18 protein-coding genes and 1 pseudogene are annotated in these 25,214 nt (G+C 69.2%); 2 read left to right on the top strand and 17 right to left on the bottom strand.

Features of this window, described 5'->3' with window-relative positions; translation table 11 throughout:
* Positions 1-12: 12 nt before the first annotated feature.
* The 14 genes and pseudogenes from N4261_RS00890 to N4261_RS00825 all read right to left on the bottom strand — a co-directional run bounded on the left by N4261_RS00890 (position 13) and on the right by N4261_RS00825 (position 17,017).
* Entirely contained in the window at positions 13-399 is a 387-nt protein-coding gene (locus N4261_RS00890; protein ID WP_261758340.1) for a DUF4280 domain-containing protein, read from the bottom strand.
* Complete coding sequence (locus N4261_RS00885; protein WP_261758339.1) at positions 399-1,649, bottom strand: hypothetical protein; 1,251 nt, start codon at positions 1,647-1,649, stop codon at positions 399-401. The genes N4261_RS00890 and N4261_RS00885 overlap by 1 nt, the downstream gene beginning before the upstream one ends.
* A complete protein-coding gene (locus N4261_RS00880; RefSeq protein ID WP_261758338.1) occupies positions 1,646-4,201 on the bottom strand; it encodes a DUF4123 domain-containing protein in 2,556 nt (851 codons plus the stop codon). The genes N4261_RS00885 and N4261_RS00880 overlap by 4 nt, the downstream gene beginning before the upstream one ends.
* Positions 4,198-6,414, bottom strand: coding sequence for a type VI secretion system Vgr family protein (locus N4261_RS00875; protein ID WP_261758337.1), 2,217 nt, complete (start codon positions 6,412-6,414; stop codon positions 4,198-4,200). Before N4261_RS00875 ends, N4261_RS00880 begins: the two co-directional genes overlap by 4 nt.
* On the bottom strand, positions 6,411-7,979 hold the full coding sequence (gene tssG / locus N4261_RS00870; RefSeq protein ID WP_261758336.1) for a type VI secretion system baseplate subunit TssG: 1,569 nt from the start codon (positions 7,977-7,979) through the stop codon (positions 6,411-6,413). The genes N4261_RS00875 and tssG overlap by 4 nt, the downstream gene beginning before the upstream one ends.
* 11 nt (positions 7,980-7,990) lie before the next feature.
* Positions 7,991-10,234 (bottom strand): type VI secretion system baseplate subunit TssF, encoded by a 2,244-nt coding sequence (gene tssF, locus N4261_RS00865; protein WP_261758335.1) that lies wholly within the window; start codon positions 10,232-10,234, stop codon positions 7,991-7,993.
* Positions 10,235-10,245: 11 nt separating this feature from the next.
* The gene (locus N4261_RS00860; RefSeq protein WP_261758334.1) at positions 10,246-11,070 is read right to left on the bottom strand and encodes a type VI secretion system baseplate subunit TssE; all 825 of its coding nucleotides are present in this window, start codon (positions 11,068-11,070) and stop codon (positions 10,246-10,248) included.
* The gene (locus tag N4261_RS00855) at positions 11,067-11,882 is read right to left on the bottom strand and encodes a type VI secretion system tube protein Hcp (protein WP_261758332.1); all 816 of its coding nucleotides are present in this window, start codon (positions 11,880-11,882) and stop codon (positions 11,067-11,069) included. The genes N4261_RS00860 and N4261_RS00855 overlap by 4 nt, the downstream gene beginning before the upstream one ends.
* Complete coding sequence (locus tag N4261_RS00850; protein WP_261758330.1) at positions 11,879-12,451, bottom strand: type VI secretion system tube protein Hcp; 573 nt, start codon at positions 12,449-12,451, stop codon at positions 11,879-11,881. Before N4261_RS00850 ends, N4261_RS00855 begins: the two co-directional genes overlap by 4 nt.
* Before the next feature lie 5 nt (positions 12,452-12,456).
* Complete coding sequence (locus N4261_RS00845) at positions 12,457-12,987, bottom strand: Hcp family type VI secretion system effector (protein ID WP_261758328.1); 531 nt, start codon at positions 12,985-12,987, stop codon at positions 12,457-12,459.
* 30 nt (positions 12,988-13,017) lie between these two features.
* Positions 13,018-13,554 (bottom strand): Hcp family type VI secretion system effector, encoded by a 537-nt coding sequence (locus tag N4261_RS00840; protein WP_261758327.1) that lies wholly within the window; start codon positions 13,552-13,554, stop codon positions 13,018-13,020.
* 203 nt (positions 13,555-13,757) lie between these two features.
* A complete protein-coding gene (gene tssC / locus N4261_RS00835; RefSeq protein ID WP_435532095.1) occupies positions 13,758-15,290 on the bottom strand; it encodes a type VI secretion system contractile sheath large subunit in 1,533 nt (510 codons plus the stop codon).
* A pseudogene (tssB, locus tag N4261_RS26195) lies at positions 15,279-15,743 on the bottom strand (type VI secretion system contractile sheath small subunit); the annotation flags it as partial. The gene tssC and the pseudogene tssB, both read right to left, overlap by 12 nt.
* 152 nt (positions 15,744-15,895) lie before the next feature.
* The gene (locus N4261_RS00825) at positions 15,896-17,017 is read right to left on the bottom strand and encodes a type VI secretion system protein TssA (protein ID WP_261758326.1); all 1,122 of its coding nucleotides are present in this window, start codon (positions 17,015-17,017) and stop codon (positions 15,896-15,898) included.
* 507 nt (positions 17,018-17,524) lie between these two features.
* Between N4261_RS00825 and argG the strand changes: the two genes are divergently transcribed.
* Positions 17,525-18,865 carry an argininosuccinate synthase gene (argG, locus tag N4261_RS00820; RefSeq protein ID WP_261758325.1) on the top strand — a complete coding sequence of 447 codons (1,341 nt, stop codon included), beginning with the start codon at positions 17,525-17,527 and terminating at the stop codon, positions 18,863-18,865.
* 293 nt (positions 18,866-19,158) lie between these two features.
* On the opposite strand, the gene N4261_RS00815 is transcribed toward argG, so the two are convergent.
* The 3 genes from N4261_RS00815 to N4261_RS00805 all read right to left on the bottom strand — a co-directional run bounded on the left by N4261_RS00815 (position 19,159) and on the right by N4261_RS00805 (position 22,388).
* On the bottom strand, positions 19,159-19,845 hold the full coding sequence (locus tag N4261_RS00815; RefSeq protein ID WP_261758324.1) for a PEP-CTERM sorting domain-containing protein: 687 nt from the start codon (positions 19,843-19,845) through the stop codon (positions 19,159-19,161).
* Between the two features lie 389 nt (positions 19,846-20,234).
* Positions 20,235-21,275 carry a tRNA preQ1(34) S-adenosylmethionine ribosyltransferase-isomerase QueA gene (queA, locus tag N4261_RS00810; protein ID WP_261758323.1) on the bottom strand — a complete coding sequence of 347 codons (1,041 nt, stop codon included), beginning with the start codon at positions 21,273-21,275 and terminating at the stop codon, positions 20,235-20,237.
* A 288-nt stretch (positions 21,276-21,563) separates the two neighbouring features.
* Positions 21,564-22,388: a substrate-binding periplasmic protein gene (locus tag N4261_RS00805; protein WP_261758322.1), complete on the bottom strand. Its 825-nt coding sequence runs from the start codon at positions 22,386-22,388 to the stop codon at positions 21,564-21,566.
* 349 nt (positions 22,389-22,737) lie between these two features.
* Between N4261_RS00805 and recG the strand changes: the two genes are divergently transcribed.
* Positions 22,738-24,864, top strand: a complete 2,127-nt coding sequence (recG, locus tag N4261_RS00800; protein WP_435531989.1) for an ATP-dependent DNA helicase RecG — start codon at positions 22,738-22,740, stop codon at positions 24,862-24,864.
* Positions 24,865-25,214: the final 350 nt, after the last annotated feature.

Below are 25,214 nucleotides of genomic sequence, written 5' to 3'. Positions count from 1 at the left end.
GGATGCGGCCTCTCAAGGAATCTGGTGAGTGAACTGACCGGCCTGAAGCACACGGATCTCGCCGCCCCAGACGCAGGCCAGGGTGCAGACGTCGTCCAGCGCCGGCTGGCCCTCCAGCAGCACCGTCACCGCGCCCGGCAGCCAGGGCAACGGGGTGGCGGGCAGGCAGGGCATCGGCGTGAGCACCCCCAGCGCCGCGGCCGTGGCGGCGGCCACCGAGGGATTGCCAGCACAACGGCACAGGCCGAACGACGGGATGTGAACCAGCGGCAGATGGTCGAGCACGGTGCCGGCAGGCCGCGCGGCGGTCAGCACCGGGCGCGGCGTGGCGGTGAACACGGCCGGCAGCAGGCCGAAGCTGCACTGCAGCAGCGCACCGGTGCAGACGTGCAGGGCCATCAGCGCAACACCTGCAGTTCGCCCGACCACCAACCGAGCCTCAACGGCAGTTGGCGGGGTCGTCCATGCGCATCCCTGCCGACCAGCGCGCAACGCCCCGCCGCATCGACACATTCCAGCAGCCGCCCGCCGGCCCATGGCAACAACCGCAGATCCGCCTCGGCAGGCACCCGCCAGGCGTTGGTGCCCGCCATGGCGCGCGCCCACTGCGCAGGATCCGAAGCCGGCGGGCCGGGATAAGCCCAGGCCAGTTCTTCATCGCGCGCTTGAAGGGCTCGGTGCAGGCCATCGAGCTGACCGCGTTGAAGTTCGTCCGCCAGTGTGGCCAGCAGCCGGTGCGCCAATGTCACCGTCGACACACCGGTCGACCGCGCCGCTCGGAGGCCGCCGGCGCGGGTCCCTGGGCTGTCGCGCTGAGGTCCTCGTCTCTGGTCATCGGTCGGGCGGGGGCCAGGGGGCAGCGTGGGCGTGGGCGTGGGCGTGGGCGTGGGCGTGGCCCCGGAGCTTTGATCCTCGCCGGCTGGGGCCAGAGCGGCTGAGGCGGCAGCGTCACCGGTCGCACCGGCGCCGGGATGCTTGCGCCAGGGCCACAGGGCCCTGAATCGCGACCAGGCCGCGCCGGCACCGATCTCGTCGGCGGCCCCACCGCCGGGGACTGCGTCGATCCAGCGCCAGCGCGGAAAGTCCAGATGCAGCGGGATGTCCGTGACCACCGTGGACGACCGGAAACGGGCCAGGATCGCCTCCTGAAGCAACGCCGGAGACGAGGCCTTGGACGACGAGGCGAAGGACGCCAAGTTGGACGCCTGAAGTGCCGGGTGGAGGCCCGCGGCCAGTCGTGCAATGGCGTCGATCCATCCACCAGAGCCGGTGCCATCGGTGCCATCAGAGCCCGCGTGGGCGTTCGTCGTGGCGGCGGCGGACGCGGTGTCATCGGCCGGCCAGTCACAGCGCGCGATCAACTGCGAGCGTTGGGGATCGACCGGGTGGCCGACTTCCGTCAGCAGCAACCAGGCGACGGCGCGGGCACCGGCCGGCCAGCCGGTTGCGTGGCCGCCTGGCCCCCACGACACCACCGTCAAGGCCAATTGGTTGGCTCCCGCACGCACGTACTCGTGAATGGCGGCCGGTGCACCGAACCCCTCACCGGCCTGCCACGGCAATGCCCGCGTCACCGCCACCCCGTTGAAGGTGGCATAGGCCTGGCAGGCGCGCGCCCACACCAGCACACTCAAGATTCGCGCGGTCATGACCAGGTCCAGTCCACCAGCACGGCCTCGGGCAGGGTGAGTCGATGCGCGGCCACGCCGGTCCAACGACTGCCGACCTGCACGCGCAGTTGCAGCGGATCGACCCGTGCCTGCACGCGAAGCCCCAGCCCCCCGGCCACACGCACGAGTCCGAGGTCCACCGTGAGGCAGGGTCGCGCGGCAGGCGCCTCAGGTGCCTCAGGTGCCTCAGCCTGCGCGATGGCTTCATCCCCATCGGATGGATGACCTGGGCCGAATGCGCCCGATGCTTCGGATGCATGGGGCGCATGGGGCGCGGCGCTCGCCGGCGAGCTGGCGTCGACCGCGTGGGTGCCCCAGTCATCCGATTCCGGCCGCGGCGCACGGCGCAGCGCCTGGACATCGTTGCCGCCGTCCAGCGCCACCCAATCGCCTTGCGGATGAGCGTCACAGCGAATCGACAGGCGCCAAGGTGCCTGCCAGCGCCGCTGCGGCAGCAGCGTGGTGGGGGTCAGATCGTCGACCTCCCAGCTCATGCAGCCGTCGTCCGGTGCCATCTCGCAGCAGAGGGTCAACCACGCAGACGGCCCACCAGGATCCGGCCGCCAACGTCCGCTGAAGCGCAACGCCAGCGGCCCCGGGGACAGCTGCCACGCCGCCGCGACCCGCCAGCGAGGCGGCTGGGTGGCCCCCTGCGACGCCGACGTGGGGTCGAGGCCGGCCGCTGGATCTCGTGGCGCGTGGCCCCAGGCCATGCCGCCGTGGCCGACGATCAGTTCGCTGGGCCCCTCCAGGGTGACCGCGACAAGACCCAGCGCCCGCGCCCACCGATCCGTCAGTTGGTCGAGCGCCCGGCTCCATTGGCGATCCAGCGCCGCCCAGGCGCCTTCATGGTCCTGGGCAGGCGCCGGCTGACCATCGCACTCCTGCCAGATGCGAGTGGCCGTGGGCCTGAGAGTGGGTGCTGGCCATTTGCCACGTGGACCTGGGGACCGCGCCCACGTCAACAGGCATTGGTTGGCGGCATGGGCGGCGATCCGTATCGGTGCCGCCTGTGCCTCGGAACGAGATGTCGCGGGAACGGCGCCGGCGGGCTTGCGGCCGGCGCAGCTCGTCCAGCTGAGCAGGCTCCACGCGGGCATGGGCCGCGCGGCCATGCGACGTCGGTCCGGGGCGGCGGGAGGCGACAGACGCGCTACCCAGGTCAAGCCGCCAAGCTGGGGCAGGTGCCAGGCGCCGTGACTCGTGCGCAGGCGCAGCGCCGGGTGACCATGGCGGCAACGTCCATGGAGGGTCGCTTGCCACTCCAGCGTGGCAGGAGAACCGGCATCAAGATCGGGCCGCGTACCAGCATTAGCATCAGCGCCAGTGTTAGTGCCAGCGCCAACGCCAGTGCCAGTGCCAGTGCCGGAGCTGGGACCAGCATCCAGGCCCACTGTGAGGACATGCAGTTGCTGCAGTCGCGACGCCTCGTCGAGGTCCAGCACCAGGTGATCGACAGCGCCAACCTTCAGCGCCTGACGTTGCCATTGCCCATCGCGATGGACATACAGCAAAAGAGGTGCTGAGCGCTCCGGCGTCGGGGGCCTCTGCGCTTCGACCGAAGATCCGACCGGAAACGCCGCCAGGGACGGCCGCCAGGTGAGCGTCAAGGCGCTCATGCGGCACGGCTCAGCGTCAGCCGACGAAGCGATCCTTGACTCGGCACCCATCGCCGCGCCGCCATCGGCGTCGAACCCGCGAGCGCCTTCCTGGGCGCGGCCTCCGTTCGGCGGGCTGAACGCCAGCGCTTGCTGCTGGGCCACCGAGAGACGAGGTATCGAACGCGCGGTCCGCGACGTCTCCCTGGAAGCCGGATGGACCGCGCCACGATCGCCCCCCCTCTCGTCGCCCTTCCAGTCCACGTCCACGTCCAAGGCCTCCGCCTCAGCCTCAGCCATGTCCATGTCCATGTCCATGTCTTCCGCCGCAGGGTACGAGCCGGTCGGTTCGCGCGGCGCCTGGACCCGTTGCCAGATCCACTCGCGGCCTTGACGCATGGGCCATTCCACGGCGATGACACCGGTCCACCAACTGCCCCACCAGCCCAGCGAACGCTCGCGGTCCGGGGCCGCCATCAGCCGGCGGAACACCACGGGGTCCATCCAGGGAAGTTCGGTGCGCCGGCCGTCCGGGCCGTCCGGCTGGGCGTGACGGCGTGCATGTCGACGCAAGGCCATGAGGTCCAACGTCGCATGGATCCGGACGCCCCAGTCGGGCACCTCACGGCCGGCCACCTCGTCAAGGGCAAGGGTCCACGCGTGGCCGACCGGCAGGTGGGTCAGGCGGGGCACCCCTGCCACCGAATCGGTGGGCCACAGCGCGGCGCTCAGGGGACGCGCCCGGCGCCCGAGCGCTTGCCAGTCGGCCAGGAGCGCGGGCGACCGATGCGCGGCCTCCGTCAGGCAGGCATAGACCGTGACCGAGGCCGAGACAGAGGCCGAGACAGAGGCCGACCCGTCGTCGCTCGTCGGGATCGACAGGCGCGCGACCTCCGTCTTTGCGAAGGCCTGAGGATCGACGTGGCGGGTCACGGGGCCTCCTGCGGATGCAGCGGATCCGCATCCGGATCCAACGGCTGCGGCGGCTCCGGCGCGGCCGGGTGAGCCACTGCGGCCTCGCCGGCAGTCGATGCCGAGCCACCGGAATTGATGTTCACCAGCGGGCCGCTCAGGGACACGCCTTCCGGCCCGATCGTCAGAAAACTGGCACCCACCTTCAGGCTGATGCAGACCTCCGACTCCAACACCAGGGACAACGGCGCCTTCATTTCAATGGACAGGTCCGCGCCCACGCGCACCGTGCCTCCGCTTGAGACATCGAGACCCTCGGCCAGCCGGAGTCGGCCGGGACCGTCGATGAGGCACTGCAGCTGCTCCCCCACCAACAGGCCCGCCCCGCCCGCCACCGACAGCCTCAGGTCACCGCCCAGGCTGGCGTGGGTGTCGTGACCCACGCGCACATGGGCCGCCTGGGCGATGTCCACCTGCGCGCTGCCGCCGATGCGGTGTCGATCATCCCCCTCGACCCGCCGCACGGATGCCCCGGACACGCTGGCCTGCTGGTCGCCGCCCACCTTCAGATGCAGGTCGCGCTGGGCTTGCAGCCAGACGTACTCCTGCCCGAGGCGGTCGTCGAAGCGCAGTTCGTTGAACTCGGACGGACTGCCGCCAAGGCTGCGGCTGCGCCAGCCGCTGACCGCGCTGTGTGCCGGCAATGGATACGGTGAACGACGCGCACCATTGAACAAGCGGCCGGTCACGAGGGGTCGGTCGGGCTGACCGTCCAGGAAGTCGATGACGACCTCGTCACCGACCCGCGGCAGCAGCACCATCCCAAGCTGGTCACCTGCCCCGGGTTGCGCGACCCGCACCCAGGCCGTCTGCGCCGACTCGCCCGCCCCGCCCTCGCCGATCGTGTCGCCGGCCCGGTCGGACGCGCCGCCGCCGCGCTGCCAGTGAAAGCGCACGCGAACGCGGCCGAATTCATCGGTGTGCACCGCATCGGGGGTCGGACCGACGACGGTGGCCGTCTGAGGTCCGGCGGCCCTGGGCGCGGACCGCCGGTACGTCGGCTGAAAGGCGATTCGGGCAGGGATGGCATTGAAGCGGCAGCGAAAGCGGGTGCCGACCTCCGCGTGTGCCGCGCTGCCGCCGAAGACCAGCGAGCCCTCACCCTCCCCGGCCGCCCGCAGCCATTCGAGGACGGTGGCGGTGATGCGATAGCGCTGGGCATCGCTGCGATGGCCCTGCAGGTCGAAGGTTCGCCCGATGCTGAGGCTGCGGCAGGGAGACAGTCCGGTCGCGAGATCCCGTTCCGCCTGGTGGCGCGCCAACGCCAGGTGGGCGAGGCGGTCGCCCTCGGCTTGTCGCGCCTGCCAGGCGGTATCCATCGACAGATCATCCTGGCCACCCGGGAAGAGGTGCCAGTTCGAGGTCGACCCGGTGGTGCTGTCCCTGGCGGTGGCCGACGACTCGAGCAACCGAGCCGGTTGCTCTGCGGCAAAGTCCTGCACCCTGACCTCGCTGGGCTGCCAGGCATACGCCCGTGACCATTGCGTGAGGAGTCGATCGTCGACCGCCGCCGCCTCGTCGGGGTCGGTCGCAGCGGCCCAGCGGAGCGCCCCCCCGGGGATGGCTTGCGCCGGCTCGGTGCCATCACAAAGCACCAGCGTGTGCGACTCCGGCCCGTGATCGAACCAGTAGTACAGCCCGTCCTGCGTCATCAGCCGGTGGACGAAGTCGAGGTCGGACTCGCCATACTGAACCGTCATCGGCCGGGTCACCGGGAGGCGGGCACCTCGCCACTCCCAGCGCGGCAGGCCGCCATAGCGCGAGAAGATCCGTTCGAGGATGTCTCGGACCGAGCAGTCCTGGAAGACGCGAAAGCAGGCGCCCAGACCCAGTTGCCAGAGCCAGGGTCGCAAAGTGACCCGGTAGCGCGCTGCGGGCAAGGCGCCTTTCCGGGTCGCGTCCTCGGCGGAGGTCCAACCGGCGGGGGGCGAACCCAACTCGGCATGGGTGACCAGCCCATGCAGATGGCGCCTGGCGCCATCCCGGCCGGGCACCGGAAAGGACACGCCCGCCGGACGACCGATCCACTCCGCAATCGCCAGGGGCGGCAGGGCGGCCGGATGCGCCAGCGTCAACTGATACTCCGGCAACTGGCCCAGCGCCTCGAAGGCAAGGAGCCGATCCACGAACAGCTGCGACACGGCATCGGGCGAGCGGAACACGGCGTCGCTCATGGAGGCGTCTCCGACAAGCCATGCGATGCCCGAGCGGGATGGCCACCGGGGCGGGGATCCGCCGGCAGGGCCACACCCCGCTCGCCGGCGCGGCCTTCTGCTTGGGGCGGTTGGCCGGGACGGGTCCACTCGGAGGGGTCCGTGGGTGGCCCAGCGCGGGTGGGATGTCCCGCACACGAAGGATCGAGCCGCACGCCCACCCGGACGGGCGACTGGGCAGGCCGGCTGTGTCGCAGCCAGGCGGTCCGCCCCATCCGGGCCTCTCCTCCGAGCCTCAGTGGCGGAACGTCCGCGTGCCGGAGCAGCAACACCAGATCCGCGTCGAAGGTCAGGCCGGCCCAGTGCCGCACCAAGGCCTGAAGTCGCGCATGGCCTGTCGCGCCGGGAAGCAGCGCGCCATAGACCGACAGCGGCACCGGGCCGATGTGCAGTCGCACCCCATGCTGAACATCCCACACGGATCGGCCCAGCACGGCCCCCCGCCCCAGCCGCTGGCCTCCGTTCAGACGTGTGAGCGACGACGCCTCCAGCGGCATCCACCAGCCTCGCCATTGCTGAACCGACACCGGACCGTTGACCACCTGTGCACACCAGCGCGCGAGCCCGTCGGCATCGCGCACCGGTCGCGCCAATCGCCCCAACCAACGACGACGATGGTCGTCCTCCAAGGCATCGCGCTGGCCCAGCCCGTCCAAGCCCAGGCCGATCAGTGCATCCCACTCGCCCAAGGCGGCGCGTCCGTTCGGCTGCGCCCAGGCACGGTAGAACAGCAAGGCGAAGCGATGGGTCCACAGGTCCATGAAGCGCCGCGGGGCAGGCTCGCCGTGGCGCTCTCGGTCGCGCACCCACTCGGTCCAATGCAACGGCAAGGGCCCACCCGGCCCCAGCAGACCGAAAACCCGTTGGTCGATGCGCGGCACGGTCGGCGCGACCGAAGTGTCGGGATCGCCCTCTGCACGGCCCTGGATCGGGGCCATGGGCGCGCCGGATGCGGGGACGTCAGCGGCGGCTTCGGGGGGGTCAGTGGGTTCAGTGGGGTCAGTGGCACCGGGTGAATCCGTGGCATCGATCGAAGCACCCGCCTGGAGCCCATCATCGACGGCACTGACCGATGTAGCTGCAAAGGTCAGGTCCGGCACCTGGCCGATCCGCAGGGGCTCAAGGCCCGGCGTCAGCGCCGCACCCAATCGGGGCAGGTGCGGATGCGTGGCCTCGATCCGGCGCAACAAAGGAAAAAGTCCAAATGAGGACGGCGAGCGACGGGCCACCGCCCACAGACGCCGTGCCTCGCTCGCGCAGGCGCCGGAGGTCACCGCGGGGCCGGCAATGTCGGTCTGCGGCGCGCCCTGCCAAACGCGTGGCGCGTGCAGCGCATCCGGCGTGTCTTGCGCCCTCGGCCGCTGCAGAGGGTTCGGGTTCGGATTCAGGTCCGACTGCGGCTGCGGCTGCGGCTGCGGCTTTTGCAGACGCGGTGGATTCACCCGTTCCGCCGCACCCTGCTGCATCTGCTGCAGGGGCGCGGAGGTCTCACCGGTCGGGGCAGGGCCGGTGGCGGATCTGTCCATGGCGTGGGGGCTCATAGCGAGGGCTGCTCTCCCAGGCGCGGCGCCCAGCGAGCGACTTCCCCCCGAGACAGGGACTGCAAGACCGTCTCGACAAAACTGTTCATCGTGACGTGCCGCGAGAGCCACTGATGCATCACCAGCCCGAACTGGAAGGCATTGCCACCCGGGTGGGCAAGTTCATCCACGACCAGGGTCACCACCAGGCCGCGGGCAAAGGCCATCGGGCCAGGGGCGGGATGTCGCCGGACGGCGGGGCGCACCGTCACCTGTTGCAGGGCATCGATCTGTCGACGCACCGCCGGATCCGCCGCCTGCGGCAGGCATCCCAACATCTGACGCAAGGCCGAGGCCGCCTCACCGCCGTCGGTATCGAGCAGCGACAGGTAGTTCAGCGGCAGGAGCTGAAGCAAGCGCCAGGTGGCATCGCCCGCCAAAGTGGCAGGCAGGGGGCGGGACGGCCCCGCCACCACCGAGGCGCCCAGCAGCGGCGCGTCGCTGTCTACGGTGAAGCCCGTCGACAGGGGCTCACGGCCCTCCTGCAAGGGCGCCGGCGCCGACGCCGCCCCTGGAGCGAACGCAGTCACCGGCGCGTGCAACGGGATGAACAACGGGAGATCACGGTTGGTGCAGCGCAGCCGCAGCGCCAAGGCGCTGGGACGCCATGCCGGCGATGGCCGCCCGAGCCCATCGCGCGGCTGGACCTCGTTCGCCGCTGCGGCGTCTCCGTGGCGCCAGTTGCGCTCAGAAGATCCCGGCGACGGCGACGGGGGGACGGCATCGGCCACCACTGCGCGACGATCCGCCGCACGCGGCGACGCCACGGTGTCGCCCGGCCAGGGACCGGAGGTCGACGCCGCGTCCGCAGGCCCGGGATGGGCGCTGCCCTCGCCCTCCACCACCGCCAGGAAGACTTCGGTTCCCGCATAGCTGGAACGAGCGGCCAACGCCCCCGGGCCGGTGCCAGGCAGCCTCGGTTCGCGCCGGAGCGAGTAAGCCGGCTCGCCGGCCGCCGCGCCGGCGCTGCCGTAGAGCGGCTGCAAGGGTCCTTCCTTCCCCGAGGCATCGATGCCGACGACCGACTGCACACCATGAACCTCGAAATCCAGCGGCGCGGTGCGATCGGGCACCACATGGTGCTCATGGTCTCGGTCATGGAGATCCAACCGGTCGGCGCGATGGGGAAACAGATTGATGGCCGTCACACAGTTGGTGAGCAGGTGATGGGCCCCGACAATCCCTTCAAGCTGCGGCGCCGGGTCGGAGAGCAGCAGCACCAGCGCCAGGCGGCTGGAACGACCGGTGGCTGGCCGCCGGAATGCCGGAGCCAGACCGACGAGGTCCACAAACAGCAGTCGCTCCGGGAAGGTCAAACTTTCCTGCAACAGTCGCAGTCCGGAGAATCCGGCGGGCGTGTCCGGCAGCAGGGCTTCGTCGTCCGCCAGGCCGACCGCGCGCACCGCGGCCCCCGGCAACGGCCGCTGCCAAGCGCCATCGCCGACAGCCCCCTCCCCCAGACCCGAACGGCGGTCGCGCAGCGCCTGCAGCGAGAAGACATCCGGCTCCGCCGACGCCTCGGCGGCCACGCCTGCGCCGACCTCGGCCACCACGCCCACATAGTGGGTCAGCAACAACTCATGCAATCGGGCGCTGATGTCGCGGGGGCCGCTGAGGTAGAGCCGAAGCCGGTCCTGCGCCAATTGATCAAACCGCTGCCCGGCCGGCAGGCTCAGTTGCAGGCGCAGAGCGCTCAACGGCGGAGCGGCCAGGGCGGACAGCGCATGCGGATCGAGCCGAACATCGGCCAGATGCCGCGTCAGGCTGGCCCGCTCGACCTGGATCGGGGTCAACCGCGTGTCCTGTGCGGTCCGGAACTCGCAGCGCCTGGCTGCGGCACCCACCGGCGGACTGAACAGCCGGGTGTCGCGGGGCAGCGTCAGCCCCTTGAGCAAGTCCGCAGAGGGTCGGGTGGCCAATTGAAGGACGACCATCGCCGGCGTCGGCGCGGTGAAATGCGGATAGACCTGCTCGAGCAGGCGGTGCGACAGCCGGGGTGCCTCGGTCGCCATCTTGAGATGGATGCGTGCAGAGAGGAAGGCACAGCCTTCCAGCAGCCGTTCGATGTAGGGATCGGCCACGTCCAGCGAGCCCATGTCGAGCCGCCCCGCCAGCTGCGGGAAGGCCTGAGCAAACTCGGCGCCCAACTCGCGCAGGTAGCCCAGTTCCTGGTTGTAGTGATTCAGCAGACGAGCATCCATGGCGACTGGCCTCAGCCTCCCAGGTCCAGCACGCGGGTGCGGCCGGTGTCGACATCCATGTCCGCCGCCAGGGTCAGCATCTGGGGCCGGGATCGGTCCCACAGCTCGGCACGAATGAACACCCGCACCTGGGGAGCGGCACGGTCGGCCGCAGGCATCGCGCCCGGCACGCCCGTTGTGGCCTCGGCACCGGATGCCACGGTGATGCGGATCGACTCGGGCCGCAGACGCGGTTCGAATCGTCGCAAGGCCTCTTCGAGCGACCGTTCGAGCTCGCGCGAGTCCAGCGCGGTCAGCAGGCGCCCGGTGAAGGCCGGAATGCCGTAGTTCAGGACCGAACGCTGGACATGCGGCAGGTCGCGCCATGGCAGGGCGACGCGATCCGGCGCGTGCCCGACGGGCTCGCTCGCGGCCAAGCTGCCCGGCTCCGGTCGGATCGTGTTGAAGAGCCAATCGACATGGCGCAGGACGGCACGCCGAAGCGCCTGGCGAGGGTCGTCGTGATCCGGAAGCGGGCTTCGTGCCACAGGGCTGAGAAAGGAATCGAAGGGTCGGCCGGCTTCGCCTTCGGCCCAAGCCAAGGCCCCGGCCCCGACGACGGCCTCGATGTGGACATGGCCATGGACCTCGCCCTGGGTCGCGCCCCGGGCTGTGGTCCGAGCGCCGGCCTGGGCACCGCGGTCGCCCATGCCTTGGTGCAGCGGCCCGTGCCGACTCCCATGCGCAGGATCTGCAGCGGCGCCCTCCAGGTCGGGGAACAGGCGGTCCAGCAGTGACGGGGCTCGCCAGTCCCGGGGAAGATCGCCCGTCATCACGGAGGCGGCAGTCTGGGTCATTCGGCCGACCTCCGCCAGGATGCCCAGAGCTGCTCGAGCGGCTGCACCGTGACCGGCCCGTCGGTCAGCCGCCAAGCGGCGCGGTCAGCGCTGGCTGCCGCGCGGTCACCCACCTGGCTGGTCGCCAGGTGGGCCATCACATCGGAGAGCAACTCGGCCGTGAGCGCCTGTGGTGACGCGGCTCCGGACAGTGACGATGGCGATGACGATCGCGCCGATGGAAATGAAAGGCCGACCGCCATGGCGGTGGCCGCCTGCACGCCGGCAGCCCGCCGACCGTCGGCCGCCCGCAGCGACGCGCCCGGCGGCCTCTGAAGCTGCACCGAGGTCGTTTTGCCGTCTTCCCAGCGATAGTCCATCTCCAGCCGGGAGAAGTCGAGCGACAGCAGCTCCTGGATGGCTGCGGACGAGCCGTCCTGGCTGATCGTCACCTGGTAGTCGATCAGTCGCGCGTCATGCAGCCGCAACGTGAGCGGGTAATGCGCAGCCGCAGCACCTTCCACCCGGATCACCGCCTTCAACCGCAGCTGACGCGTCAGCGCACCGAGCAAGGCGGTGCTGGCGCGATCCATGCGCTTGAAAAGGCGAAACGCGGAGGGCAGCGCCGCCGCTTCCGGCAGGGCGGGCTCGACCTGCTGCGACCACTCGCAGGCCTGCAGCTCAATCCAGTCGCGCAGACCCGCCACCACGGAGTCCCCCGCCAGCAGGCGGCCATCGGGCGCGGTCAGGGACAGATAGTGGCGCACCAGTGCCGGAGCCGGGCCTGCCGCAGGACTGCTCGCCGGCCTGCTCGCCGGTTGGACGCTCATCATGACCCGGTCCTCGCATGCAGCGTCACCGACGTGGCAGGCAGGGGCTGGCCGCTTTCCGACAGCGGGAAATACTGCAGTTCGACCCGCGCGAATCCGGACAGCTCCCAGTGCTCGGACAGATGCACCCATCCCTGGTTGCCATCGGTGTCGGTGCTGAGTCGAGTCAGCCGTGCCCCGCTCATGTCGATGAGCAACACGGCGCGCCAGAAGTCGTCATCGCCGGACCCACCGGCGGCGCTTCGGTCCTGCGGCGACGCCCCAGCGGCGAAGGCACCGGGTCCGGCACCGGAATGGCCGTCCAGCACCCACAGCCGTGCGCGATCCACGCGCGCGCCGCGGGCCAGCGCCGCCGACAACGGCAGGCTGCTGCGGTCAAACGACTTGCGCAGGCGCAGCGCGCCGAAGTTGGCCGAGCCGGTGGGCGCATCGGCCTGATCCAGGGAGGCCGTGGCGACCGACCACTCCACCGCGCGGATCTCGATGTGCCCCTCATGGCCCGCGAGCTGGCTCTCGCCGACCACCGGGCGGCCATCGATCGACAGCTGCAGTTGCACCAGTGAGGACGCCATGACGGTCAGCGGAGCTTGTCGGAGATCGACGACCCGATGCGGTTCTCACGCACGCTCCATTCGAAGCCCAGCGCAGCGTCCAGCTTGCCCGCGTCGTTCTGCGGCTTGTAGCCGACGAACACCTCCTTGAAGACGAACTCGACGTCCTGCGACATCGTCCCGTCCTCGCCACCCTTGGTGGCCACCTTGGTGACGAATGCCTCGGCCACCTTGACCTGGAAGAAGGTCTGCGGGCCGGCATCCGCACCGGTGGCCTTGAGCATCTCGATGGTGATCAGTGGAAAGTGCCGACCCGCCACCATCTTCGACAGCAAGGCCGCCGAGGACGAGTCGACATAGTGGGAGATCGACAACGAGCCCGGCAAGGCCTTGCCGACCGCCGCACCGCCGCCACGGGTTTCGCTGTGATCGGCTTCGATGTCGAAGCTCCAGTCACTGATCTCGATCCAGCCGTCCTGACCGTGGTGGCCCTTCTGCATCGACTCGCCGATGGGCACGTCGTTCTTGCCGAAATTGATGAAGCTATTGCCGGGCATGGAAACTCCTTCGTTGGCGCAAGGCCCGAATCATTGAATCGACAGTCGCAGCTCCGGCGTGTCCTGGGTCATCTCGGCAATGTTCCAGCGGAAGAACTGCGCCGCCGCCAGCGAGCCATCGTTGTTCTGCCGCTTGTAGCCCAGCGCCATCTGCTTGAAGACGAACTCCACATCCTGCGAGACGCTGCCGTCCTCGCCGCCCTTGTTCGACACCTTGGTGATGAACACGTCCTTGAAACTGATCTGGAAGAACAGGGTGGGTTGGTCTGCCCCGGTCTGCTTGAGCATGTCGATGGTGGCGGTCTTGAAATGCGTGCCCCGGACGATGAACTGCATCAGCAGCGGTGAGGATTTGTCGTAGTAGTGGGAGAAGCTGAGCGCACCCGCGGAGGGCTTGCCCACGGCCGAGCCGGTGCCCTTCAGATGGCTCGCATCGGCGCTGGCCTCCCAGCTCCAGTCCGCGATCTCGATCCAACCGGCGGAGCCCAGGTGCCCGGGCTGCTGGGACTCGCCCGCGGCTGTGCCGCCATCGGTCTTCTCGAACTTGATGAATGCGTTGCCTGGCATGGGCCGGTCTCCTCAGCGGATCAATCGTGGAATGCGTGCGCCGGCGCGGTCACTGCGTCCTGCCGGCGGCTCTCGTCAACATGTCGGTCAGTGCCTGGGTCAGTGCTGGTCATCACTGCAAGCCACCACCGCTTGGCGTTACTGCGTGTCGTTACTGCGTGTGGTCGCCGCCGGTCGTCACTGCGGGCCGTCATCGCGGGTGCTCACTGCTTCTCGGACGGCAGCCGCGACACCAGCCGCAGCGAGACCGTCAGCCCCTCCAACTGGTAGTGCGGTTTCAGATGGAATTTCGAGCTGTAGTAACCGGGCGCCCCTTCGACCTCCTCGATCGTGATCTCGGCGGCGGCCAACGGTCGCTCGGCCTTGGTCTGCTCGGTGCTGTTGGCCGGATCGCCGTCGACATAGGCCAGGATCCAGTCGTTCAGCCAGCGCTGCATCGCCTCGCGGGACTTGAATGACCCGACCTTGTCGCGCACCATGCATTTCAGGTAATGGGCAAAGCGGCAGCAGGCGAAGAGGTAGGGCAGCCGTGCGGCCAAGGCCGCATTGGCGGTGGCATCGGGATCGTCATAGGCCAGCGGTTGCTGCAGCGACTGTGCGCCGATGAACGCGGCGAAGTCCGAGTTCTTTCGGTGGATCAGCGCCATGAAGCCGTTCTGCGACAGCTCGGCCTCCCGACGGTCGGAGATGGCGATCTCGGTCGGACATTTCAGGTCCACACCGCCATCGTCAGTCGGGAAGGCGTGATGGGGCAGGTCGTCCATCGCGCCGCCGGATTCGACGCCCCGGATCCGCGAACACCAGCCGTACCGCTTGAAGGACCGCGCAATGTTCGTACCCATCGCATAGGCGGCGTTGCACCAGGTGTAGCGGTCGGGGTCGGGGGCACCCAGGTCCTCCTCGAAATCGAAGGCCTCCACCGGCAGCGTCTTGGCACCGTAGGGCGGCCTCGCCAGGAACCGGGGCATGGCCAGCGCCAGGTAGCGCGCATCCTCGCTCGCGCGCAGCGCCCGCCAGCTGGCGTATTCCGGCGTGGTGAAGATCTTGGTGAGATTGCGCGGATTGGCAAGTTCGCGCCAGGACTCCATCTGCATCACCGTGGGCGACGCGCCGGCGATGAAGGGCACATGCGCCGCGGCGGCGATCCGGCTCATCTCGGTGAGGATTTCCACATGCGGGGGTGAATGATCGAAGTGGTAGTCCCCCACCAGAAGGCCGTAGGGTTCCCCGCCGAACTGGCCGTATTCCTCTTCATAGATCTTCTTGAAGAGGGGCGACTGGTCCCAGCTGACCCCCTTGTACCGACGCAAGGTGCGGCCCAGCTCCTGCTGCGACAGCGGCAGCACACGGATCTTGAGTTGCTCGTCGGTCTCGGTATGGAAGACCAGGTAGTGCAGGCCGCGCCAGGAGGCCTCCAGGCGCTGATAGTCCGGGTGGTGCAGGATGCCGTTGATCTGCCGCGACAGCTGGGCGTCGATCGAGGCAATCAGCGCCTCCAGCGTGGCCATGCAGTCGGGCCGGATCCGGGCAGGGTCGCCGAGGGCCGCCCGGGCCATCGCCTGCACGGCACGCGTCATCTGATCAAACGCCTCTTCGGAGGTGGGCTTGAAGGATTGACGCAACAGGGTGGTGAAGTTGTCGGCGGCCGGCGGAGGGTCCGCGGGCGGCGGTGCACTGGCGCTTGGGGCGTCGACGCTGGGTGCGCCGTCGGGGGCGTCGGCGGCGAGTTGGCGCAGTGAGGACGGATCGGCCAACAGGCGGCTCAGCAGCTGTTCAGCCTCATGCTTACCGTCGATGTAGGTGGACAGGTTGGCCAGTTGCTGTCGGGCATCCAGCCGTTGTCCCAGCGCGGGCACCTGAGTGGCAATGGCGGCCGGTGAGAAATCGCTCATGGCCTCAAAGGTCAGCGCGACGGCCAGTTCACCCTCACCGCTGAGCGTGTTGGGCACCCGCAGCGTCACCTGCGGCTGCAGCGCTTTCATGCGGGCATCGAAGTTGTCGATGTCGATGTCCAGGAACCGGCGGTTTTCCAGTGGCGGCGGTGAGGCCGATGGCCCGGCCAGATCCGCCAGCACGCCGATCACGAAGGGCAGTTGCACCTTCCGTTGGGCGCCATAGAGTTCGACGTCGTACTCGATCTGCACCCGAGGGGTGCGATTGCGGGCGATGAATTTTTGACTGCTGTCCACGAGAACTCCAGGAATTGAACGAGTGACAAGTCAGGCGACCGCACCAAGCACTTGTGGCCGGGCGGGTGTGGCCGGTGGCCGATGCCCGCAGCGGTAGCGAGGACTGGTTCGGGTCGACGCGAGCGGGCCTGCGGGATCAGGGATCAGGGTGCTCATCCGGATGCCTCACCCTGCGTGTCGGACGTCGGCACGGCGCCGAGGACCCGGGTCACGGCGTGCAGCGAATCGGGCGCCAGCTCCTCGATCAGTTGCACGAAGGTCTTGTCCATGAGGTCCTCCGCACGACGCAACAGCCACTGCGCCGGGTTGCCCGGTTCGGCCTCCTCCAGGTAGGCCCGCAGCAGGCGCAGGGTCTGAAGCACGTCCTGGCGGCTTCGGGGCGGGAGCTGAGGCAGGTTCGTCGTGCCCATGCGCGGCATTGCGCGATCTCCATTCCAACCGCCCGTATGGCCAGACATCAGGGAATCCGATGCGACGCTCGTGGCGCCGTCCATCGGCATGCGCTGCGCTGACGCATCTCCGTCGCTGTCGGGTTGGGGGGGTCGGCCGTCAACTGGGGCCTCCGACAGAACGCCCAGCAGATCGCTCAGCAACGCCTCCAGCGCCCCGTCGTCAGGTCGGTCGCTCAGCAGCGCAGGCGGGACCTTTGACGACACGGTCTGAGTCAGTTGCCGCAGCGCGACGCGCGCATCCGCCGCAGCGCTGGCCAATGAGCGCCGGAGCTCGGGCACGCCAGACAGAAGGCCGCGCACCTGGGACAGGGGGCTCGCGGGCTCGCCGGGGAGGGCCTCGGCATGCCCCAGCGCCACCTCGACATCCCGTGCACGCAGGCCGCCCAGTCGCTTGTCGGTGGACAACGGGGCGGCGCGGAGCTCGCCGCGCAGGCCCTGCAGGCTGTTGAGCTCGGACAGCACGCTCAGCCGTCTCAACGGATCGCCCTCATCCAGACGCGGGTGCACCGTCTCCCATTCGTGGGAGAGCCAGTGCGACATCAGCCCCAGCGCAGGCGCCAAGGCCGGCAGGCCGCTCAACGCGGTGCCGCTGCGTGCCCAGAGCAGCGCCAGACGCAAGTCATGGCTACGCGTCATCAGCGACGTCACCAACGGCTGGACCTGCGCCCAGCGCGGCGGCTCGGCCGCGGCGAACTGCGACTCCGGACGACCTTGCGCCAGTTGCATCAGCGCCAGGAAGTCGGTGTCGTAATCCAGCTCTTCGCCACTGGGCGAGGTGGCGGAGATGGGCTGCATCCACGGCGTTGAAGGGGAGGATTCCATGCGGTCCGGTCAGCGGGGTGGCAAGGACTGACCCCGATGTGAATCAATATAGGACGCATGGCGGGAAGGCCGATGGCATCTGGCTCGGAGGCGATTTCACCTGTCATCCCGAATAAATTACGCCGGCGGTGGCAGGCGAACATGCGCGCAGCCCGATGCACGGCATCCAGCCGCCTTGGAGTTGCAGGTTCGACCCGGCCTCGCAGTCGGAGACAAGTCAGCAGATGGCCTGAACGTGCTGACGAAAACAGACTGCCGGTGAGTCGTCAGTCTTCCTGCGGATTTTTGATGCACGTCAACGGAAGGCCCTCCCGCGTCGCGCCGCCACGCCGGGAATGGAGGGGCGCAAGTGCCCTGGTGGGGGGGCGATGCCAGGGGCCGCGGTCGGGGCGAACCAAGGCCGGGCGGCGGGAGGGCGGACCCGGGCTCGCCCATCCGCGAAGCCTCCCCGGCCTGCGCACCCTAGAATCGCGGGCAATTTCCCCCACTACCGCGCGAGACCTGCCCGTGGCCGCAACCATCCTCCAAAAGATTCCCGCCGGCGAGCGCGTCGGCATCGCCTTCTCCGGCGGCCTGGACACCAGCGCCGCGGTGCACTGGATGCGCGCCAAAGGCGCCATTCCCTGCGCCTACACCGCCAACCTCGGCCAGCCCGATGAAAGCGATTACGAAGAGATCCCCCGCAAAGCCAAGGCCTACGGCGCCGAGATCGCTCGGCTGATCGATTGCCGCGCCCAACTGGTGGCCGAAGGCATTGCCGCCATCCAGTGCGGTGCCTTCCACATCAAGAGCGGCGGCGCCACCTACTTCAACACCACCCCGCTGGGTCGCGCCGTGACCGGCACCGCGCTGGTGGTGGCGATGCGCGACGACGGCGTCAACATCTGGGGCGATGGCTCGACCTACAAGGGCAACGACATCGAGCGCTTCTACCGCTACGGCCTGCTGGCCAACCCGGCGCTGAAGATCTACAAGCCCTGGCTGGACCAGACCTTCATCGACGAGCTCGGCGGCCGCAAGGAGATGAGCGAATATCTCATCGCCAACGGCTTCGACTACAAGATGAGCGTGGAGAAGGCGTATTCGACCGACTCCAACATGCTGGGCGCCACCCACGAGGCCAAGGATCTGGAGTTCCTCAACCACGGCATGAACATCGTCAACCCGATCATGGGCGTGGCCTTCTGGAAGGAAGACGTCGCGATCAAGGCGGAGACGGTGTCGGTGCGGTTCGAGGACGGCGTGCCGGTGGCGCTGAACGGCCAGGCGTTCGCCAATTCGGTCGAGCTGTTCATGGAAGCCAACCGCATCGGCGGACGCCACGGCCTGGGCATGTGCGACCAGATCGAGAACCGCATCATCGAAGCCAAGAGCCGCGGCATCTATGAAGCGCCCGGCATGGCGCTGCTGCACATCGCCTATGAGCGCCTGGTGACCGGCATCCACAACGAGGACACGATCGAGCAGTACCGGATGAACGGCATGAAGCTCGGCCGCCTGCTCTATCAGGGTCGCTGGTTCGATCCGCAGTGCCTGATGCTGCGCGAGACCGCGCAACGCTGGGTCGCGCGCGCCATCACCGGCGAGGTGACCCTGGAGCTGCGCCGCGGCAACGACTACACGCTGCTGGACACGGTCAGCCCGAATCTGACCTATGCGCCGGAGCGCCTGTCGATGGAGAAGGTGGAGGACGCCGCCTTCACGCCGGCAGACCGCATCGGTCAGCTGACCATGCGCAACCTGGACATCGCCGACACCCGCGAGAAGCTGGGCGTCTACACCCGCACCGGTCTGCTGGGCGCGAATTCGGCCGGCTCGATCCCGCTGCTGACCGCCGGCGAGGAGTAAGCCGCTCGAGGTTCCGAGGCTGGGCGCAACTTGGGCCGACTCGGGTTCATTCGGGTCAAGTTGGGTCAGGTCGGGTCGACCTCCCCCCGGTGCCTGGACCTGACGATCGCTGGCCGACACCGGGGTGAGTCCGGCAAGCCGGCGGCAGTCCATGTGCGGTCCCCCTGCCGCTCAGCGGTCGCTCAGCGGCCATTCACCTCGCATCCAGACGAAAAAAAGCCGCTGAGACCCAGCGGCTTTTTTCATGCGGCCTGACCGGGACGGCTGACCGTCCGGGTCCGGAGAGTGGCCTCTCAGTCGCGGCGACGACGGGCCAGGAAGCCCAGCGCGGCCAGACCCGCCAGCATCATCGCGTAGCTTTCCGGCTCGGGAACGGCCGGGGTGACCAGCGGCGTGCCGAGGTTGGCGGTGGCGCTGGCGAACTCCACCCGCAGACCGGTGTAGTTGTAGGTGGCGCTGGCGTCGTCGGTCACGACAAAGCTCAGGGTGTTCTTGCCGGTGGTCAGCGCGCTGTTGATCCCGCTGAAGTTGGTCCAGGTGTTGTAGCCGTTGCCCAGGATCGTCGAGATGACGGTGCCGTTGAGCAGCAGCACACCGCTGTTGTCCGACGCCCAGCGGCCGGTGATGGACGCGGAGCTCAGGTCATAGCCGGTCAGGTCGAAATTCAGCGACCAGGTGAAGGTGCTGCTTTCGCTGCTGCTGTAGTTGATCGACTGGTCAGCCGTGGGGATCAGCCAGGACGACGACGCGGTGTTGGCAAGCCAGCTCGGGAACGGATCCACATTGCTGTTGCTGACCACGCCCGAGCCGCTCAGGCCGGTGTAGTCGCCGCCCGACACCGAGTAGGTGTAGTGGGTGTCGGTGCTACCCGCCGCCAGACCGGCGCCAGTGTTCACCAGGCCGGCGATGGTGCCGGCGGCGGCGACGCCGCTGATCAGCAGTGCCGCAGCGGCAATCGAGGTACGAGCAAGCAGCTTCATGAAACTCCCGAGGGGTTCTTGGAATTGATTTCTGGCCTGGGCCGCCTCGCCCGGACTGGGCGCTGCGTGCGTGACCGCTTGAAAGCAAGAGACACGCCGGCTGATGCGTGAATTGTCCCCAATGCGTGCGACTTTTTCGCCCCCGTGTGCACGGGGGTCGGCTTGAAATCTGCGCGAACATCGCCCCGAATCGGTCTCGACCGACCGTTTGAGGGGCACGAACGCAGTGCGCCGCCCCAGGATTGGGCAACCTGTGACCGGCTGTCACAGCGGCACTTCGAGCGACGGACTGCCTTGCGCCGGCCTCCCGGCCTGTTGCCTGTTGTCAGTTCCCTTCCGTCCGCAGCGCGCCGATTCGCTCATCGGCGCGCGGGGGCCGCCTCGGCCTGTCAGGTCCGGCGATCCAGCAACATCGCGTCGCCGTAGCTGAAGAAGCGATAGCGCTGTTCGATCGCATGCCGGTAGAGCGCCATGATCGGCTCATAACCGGCGAAGGCCGAGACCAGCATCATCAGCGTGCTCTTGGGCAGGTGGAAGTTGGTGACCAAGCGATCGACGACGCGGAAGTCGAAGCCCGGCGTGATGAAGATGTCGGTCTCCCGCTCACCCGCCGCCAGTGTCCCGCCCAGGGCGGCGGACTCCAGGGCCCGCAGCGTGGTGGTGCCGACCGCGGTGATGCGCCCGCCCCCCGCACGGCAGCGGGCAATGGCGTCAACCGTCTCCGGGGTCACCTGGAACCACTCGCTGTGCATCTTGTGGTCGGCCAGCGCGTCCACCCGTACTGGCTGGAAGGTGCCGGCGCCCACATGCAAGGTGACATGCGCCGTGCCAATGCCGCGCTCGGCCAGGCGGGCCAGCAGCGCTTCGTCGAAGTGAAGCGCGGCCGTCGGGGCGGCGACCGCGCCGGGTTCCCGGGCAAAAACCGTCTGGTAGCGACGCACGTCATCCGCAGAGTCGCCATGGTCGATGTAGGGCGGCAGCGGCACATGGCCGTGGCGCTCCAGCAGCTCGAACGGGTCGCCGGACAGGCGCAGATGGAACAGCCCGTTGTCCGGGCCGCAGCGGCCCAGCACCTCGGCATCGAAGGCCTCGGCGAAGCGCACCACGGCGCCTGGCTTGGGGCTTTTGCTGGCGCGCATGTGAGCCCAGACTTCGCGGGTACCCGGCAGCACCCGTTCCACCAGCGCTTCCACCGCGCCGCCGCTGGCCTTGGCGCCATACAGGCGGGCCTTGATGACCTTGGTGTTGTTGAACACCAGCAGGTCTCCGGGATTCAGCAGATCGGGCAGCTCCCGGAACACACGGTCCACCGGCGGATGCTGGCGTCCATCCAGCAATCGCGAGGCGCTGCGCTCGGCGGCGGGATGCTGGGCAATCAGCTCGGGAGGGAGAGCGAAATCGAAATCGCTCACGGTGAAGGATCGGGACATGCGCAAGACCAGGGCCGCGCGGCGGACCCTGCCAGTTGAGGGCCTGACGAGGCCCGTGCCAATAGGAAGACGGAGATCGACGACGCAAAGAGAAGCGCGACCGACGCGACAGGACCGCGTCGGCGCGAATTCTCCCATGCGATCCCAGGCGCTCCCGGGCGGGCACCGGCGCTCGCAACGGTCCAGGGACATCGCCCTCAGAGGTTCAGGGCATGCCGTGTGAACCCTCCGACGCGACGACGGCAACGGGCGGGCGAGCGACCGCCCAGCGGAACGATCGGCGAGTCCTTACTGCCAGCGCGCCCCGCGGCGGACCAGTTCGGCGAGCCGGCCGCTGCCCTGCATCTCGCCGATGCCGCGGGTCAGCGCGGCGGCGAAGCGGTCCCCTTCGGCACGCCCGCGCGAGAAGACGGTGTAGAGCGGAAACTCGGTGATCACCGGGTCCAGCCAGACCAGCCGTCCGGCGGCCTCGCGCAATTGGGTGTCGATCAGGTGGGCGGCCACGCCTTTGTCGATCAGGGCCAGATCGATGCGTCGGGCCAGCAGCTTGCGCAGATTGGCCAGATCGTCGACCGCCGGCTCCACCCGCAGCCGCGCCCGATCGAAGCGCTCCGGGTTGGCATAGCCATTGACGGTGCCGATGCGCAGGCCGCCGAGCCGGTCGAGGTCATCCACCCGATGGCGGGCCTCCGCCCGGGCCATGAAGCCGATCTGGTTCACGATGCCCAGCGGCGCCGGGAACCACATGGTGCGCTCGCGCTCCGGCGACCGCCAGGCGCCGATCACGCCGTCATGCTCGCCCCGTTGGAACTCCAGCAGCGCCCGGGCCCAGGGTCGGAACTGCAAGGTCATCGACAGCCCGGCCTGACGCAGCGCCGCGCGGGTGATCTCGCAGGCGATGCCGCCGCCCGGCAAGGCCGTGCCGGTGTAGGGCGGGAATTCGGTGGCGACCAGACGAACCGGCGCGCCGTCCGGGACGGCCACGGTGGACCTCGACGGCGTGGGTGCAGGCGTGGGCGCCGGCGTGGTCACGGCGGCGCCGGTGACGGGCAATGCCCTTGCGGGCCATGCCGCAGCGGCCAAGCTCATCAGACAGGCCCTTCGGCTGGTCATGGGGGCAACGGCGTGGCGCCGGGGAAGTGGCAGTGGATCCAGCGTAGCGCGGCCTTCGGGCCTGCGCCGCCCGAATTCGGGGACGCGGCCGCCTGCACACAGCGAATTGCGGCAATCGGTCACAAGCGATGTGCCGTCGCGGGAACCGGCTCCACCACGCTGCCGGCGCGGCCGCCATAACCACGCCGTCCACGCATGCCGTCAACACACGCAGTTCAACGATCGCTTGGTCGAGGTGCAGCCGGATGGAGCGAAATGCGGGAGGCCGAGACTGCGAATGGGCCGACAGCCCGCCGCCTCTCGAGAGCGCGCCGTGGGATCCCAGGCAAAATCCGCCTCCTGTTCCCAGATGCCGCAGATGCCCGAGGCCAGTACCCTTCCGCCGCCACCGCCCTCGCCGCCGGCGCCGCCGCCCAAGGCGGTCGCGCCGGCCAAGTCCGCGCCTCAAAAGGCGATGGAGAAGCTGGGTCTGGTCCGCGACATCGACCTGGCCTTGCATCTGCCGCTGCGCTATGAGGACGAGACCCGCCTGACGCCGCTGGACCAGGCCCGCGATGGCGACACGCTGCAGTGCGAAGGCGAGGTCATCGAGAGCCGCATCGAGGTGCGCGGTCGGCGACAGTTGCTGGTCAAGCTGCGCGACGATCACGGCGCTCAGCTGCTGCTGCGCTTCCTTCACTTCTATCCGTCGCATCAGAAGACCTTGGCGGTCGGGGCCCGGGCGCGGGTGCGCGGCGAGATCCGCGTCGGTTTCTTCGGGCGGGAGATGGTGCATCCCAGCTTCCGCCAGGTCGGTGAGGACACCCCGCTGGCCACCTCGCTGACGCCGGTCTATCCCACCAGCGCCCAGTTGCCGCAGGCTTACCTGCGCAAGGCGATCGCCTCCGCGCTCAAGCGTGCGCCGCTGGAGGAGGTGTTGCCGGCCGGGCTGGTCCCCAAGGGTCTGCCGTCGCTGCGGGAGACACTGAACTTCCTGCACCACCCGCCGCCCTCGGCCGGGCTGTCAACGCTGGAGGACCACACCCATCCCGCGTGGCAGCGGCTGAAGTTCGAGGAGCTGCTGGCCCAGCAGCTCAGCCAGCAGCGCGCCCAGCGCGAGCGGGCCGAACTGCGGGCGCCGGTGATGCGGGGACGTCCCGGCGGCCTGCATGAGCAGTTGCTGGCTGCCCTGCCCTTCGCGCTTACCGGCGCGCAGCAGCGGGTGGCCGAAGAGATCGCCGGCAATTTGGCGCGGCCGCAACCGATGCACCGTCTGCTGCAAGGCGATGTGGGCTCCGGCAAGACGGTGGTGGCCGCGCTGGCAGCGGCGGTGGCGATGGACGCCGGCTGGCAATGCGCGCTGATGGCGCCCACCGAGATCCTGGCCGAGCAGCACTTTCGCAAGCTGATCGGCTGGCTGGAGCCGCTGGGCGTGCAGGTGGCCTGGATCACCGGCAGCGTGAAGGGCAAGGCCCGTCAGAAGATGCTGGACGCCGCCGCCTCGGGCGAGGCGAAGCTGATCGTCGGCACCCATGCGGTGATCGAGGACAAGGTCCGGTTTGCCCGGCTGGGACTGGCCATCATCGATGAGCAGCATCGCTTCGGCGTGGCCCAGCGCCTGGCGCTGCGCCGCAAGCTGGCCGACGGCGTGCCGGACGACGACGGCCGCCCGATGGAGCCCCATCTGCTGATGATGAGCGCCACACCGATTCCGCGAACGCTGGCGATGACCTACTTCGCCGACCTGGATGTTTCCACCATCGACGAACTGCCGCCGGGCCGCAGCCCCATCGTCACCCGCGTCTTTGCCGACAGCCGCCGCGACGAGGTGATCGAGAAGATTGCCGCCGCCGTGGCCGACGGCCGTCAGGTGTACTGGGTCTGTCCGCTCATCGAGGAGTCGGAGGCGCTGGACCTGAAGAACGCCACCGAGACCCATGCCGAGCTGGGCGCCGCACTGCCCGGCCAGAGCGTGGGCCTGCTGCATGGCCGCATGCCGACGGCGGAAAAGGCGGCGGTGATGTCGCTGTTCAGCGGCGGTCAGATGAGCGTGCTGGTCGCCACCACGGTGATCGAAGTGGGCGTGGACGTGCCCAATGCCAGCCTGATGGTGATCGAGCATGCGGAGCGTTTCGGCCTGTCGCAGCTGCATCAGCTGCGGGGGCGGGTCGGGCGCGGATCGGTGGCCAGCGTGTGCGTGCTGATCTACACGGGACCGCTGTCCGACACCGGCAAGTCGCGGCTGCGGGCGATGGCGGAAACCACCGACGGCTTCGAGATCGCCCGGCGCGACCTCGACATCCGCGGTCCCGGCGAATTCATGGGCGCCCGGCAGAGCGGCGCACAACTGCTTCGTTTCGCCGACCTGCAAGAAGACGCGCCGCTGCTCAGCGCCGCCCGGGCCCTCGCGCCCCGACTGCTGGATCAGCACCCGCGCGCGGCGCAGTTGCAGGTGGAGCGCTGGCTCGGTCACAAGACCGAGTACCTCAAGGCTTGATGGCCTGAGACCGCGCCTGCGCCGCCCCCTCACCCGTTCGGCCGCTCGGGCGCGGGCGAGCCGGCCCAGCGATCGTTCGAGTGAAGGCGGCGGTCAGCGCTCCGCGCGCCGGCACGGGCGGGTGCACCACGCCGGCGCCCCCTTCCGCCAGTCGCACGCGGGCACCATCCGCTCACATCGGTGCGGATGGCAACGCGTAGGGACGCGATCGGCGCAGATACCGACCTGAGCGCTTGATAACAGCTCATTACGCCGGGTCCTCGTAAGGTGGTGCCTTTCATGCGGCGGGCGCCGCGCTGGCATTCGGTCAGCGCCGGTGTCACCGCGTCAGCCACGACCCACAATGACAT

Origin of the sequence: Roseateles amylovorans (assembly GCF_025398155.2) — a bacterium.
In the GTDB taxonomy this organism is placed as follows: Bacteria; Pseudomonadota; Gammaproteobacteria; order Burkholderiales; family Burkholderiaceae_C; genus Roseateles; species Roseateles amylovorans.
Note: the sequence above shows the minus strand (reverse complement) of the source record. Positions and strands in the feature narration are given on the sequence as shown.

Coding starts and splice junctions, on each gene's coding strand:
- N4261_RS00825 (WP_261758326.1), bottom strand. CDS start 17,017: ATGGAATCCTCCCCTTCAACGCCGTGGATGCAGCCCATCTCCGCCACC.
- N4261_RS00860 (WP_261758334.1), bottom strand. CDS start 11,070: ATGACCCAGACTGCCGCCTCCGTGATGACGGGCGATCTTCCCCGGGAC.
- recG (WP_435531989.1), top strand. CDS start 22,738: ATGCCGCAGATGCCCGAGGCCAGTACCCTTCCGCCGCCACCGCCCTCG.
- N4261_RS00815 (WP_261758324.1), bottom strand. CDS start 19,845: ATGAAGCTGCTTGCTCGTACCTCGATTGCCGCTGCGGCACTGCTGATC.
- N4261_RS00885 (WP_261758339.1), bottom strand. CDS start 1,649: ATGACCGCGCGAATCTTGAGTGTGCTGGTGTGGGCGCGCGCCTGCCAG.
- N4261_RS00855 (WP_261758332.1), bottom strand. CDS start 11,882: ATGATGAGCGTCCAACCGGCGAGCAGGCCGGCGAGCAGTCCTGCGGCA.
- tssF (WP_261758335.1), bottom strand. CDS start 10,234: ATGGATGCTCGTCTGCTGAATCACTACAACCAGGAACTGGGCTACCTG.
- queA (WP_261758323.1), bottom strand. CDS start 21,275: ATGTCCCGATCCTTCACCGTGAGCGATTTCGATTTCGCTCTCCCTCCC.
- N4261_RS00890 (WP_261758340.1), bottom strand. CDS start 399: ATGGCCCTGCACGTCTGCACCGGTGCGCTGCTGCAGTGCAGCTTCGGC.
- N4261_RS00840 (WP_261758327.1), bottom strand. CDS start 13,554: ATGCCAGGCAACGCATTCATCAAGTTCGAGAAGACCGATGGCGGCACA.
- N4261_RS00805 (WP_261758322.1), bottom strand. CDS start 22,388: ATGACCAGCCGAAGGGCCTGTCTGATGAGCTTGGCCGCTGCGGCATGG.
- N4261_RS00845 (WP_261758328.1), bottom strand. CDS start 12,987: ATGCCCGGCAATAGCTTCATCAATTTCGGCAAGAACGACGTGCCCATC.
- N4261_RS00850 (WP_261758330.1), bottom strand. CDS start 12,451: ATGGCGTCCTCACTGGTGCAACTGCAGCTGTCGATCGATGGCCGCCCG.
- N4261_RS00875 (WP_261758337.1), bottom strand. CDS start 6,414: ATGAGCGACGCCGTGTTCCGCTCGCCCGATGCCGTGTCGCAGCTGTTC.
- tssG (WP_261758336.1), bottom strand. CDS start 7,979: ATGGACAGATCCGCCACCGGCCCTGCCCCGACCGGTGAGACCTCCGCG.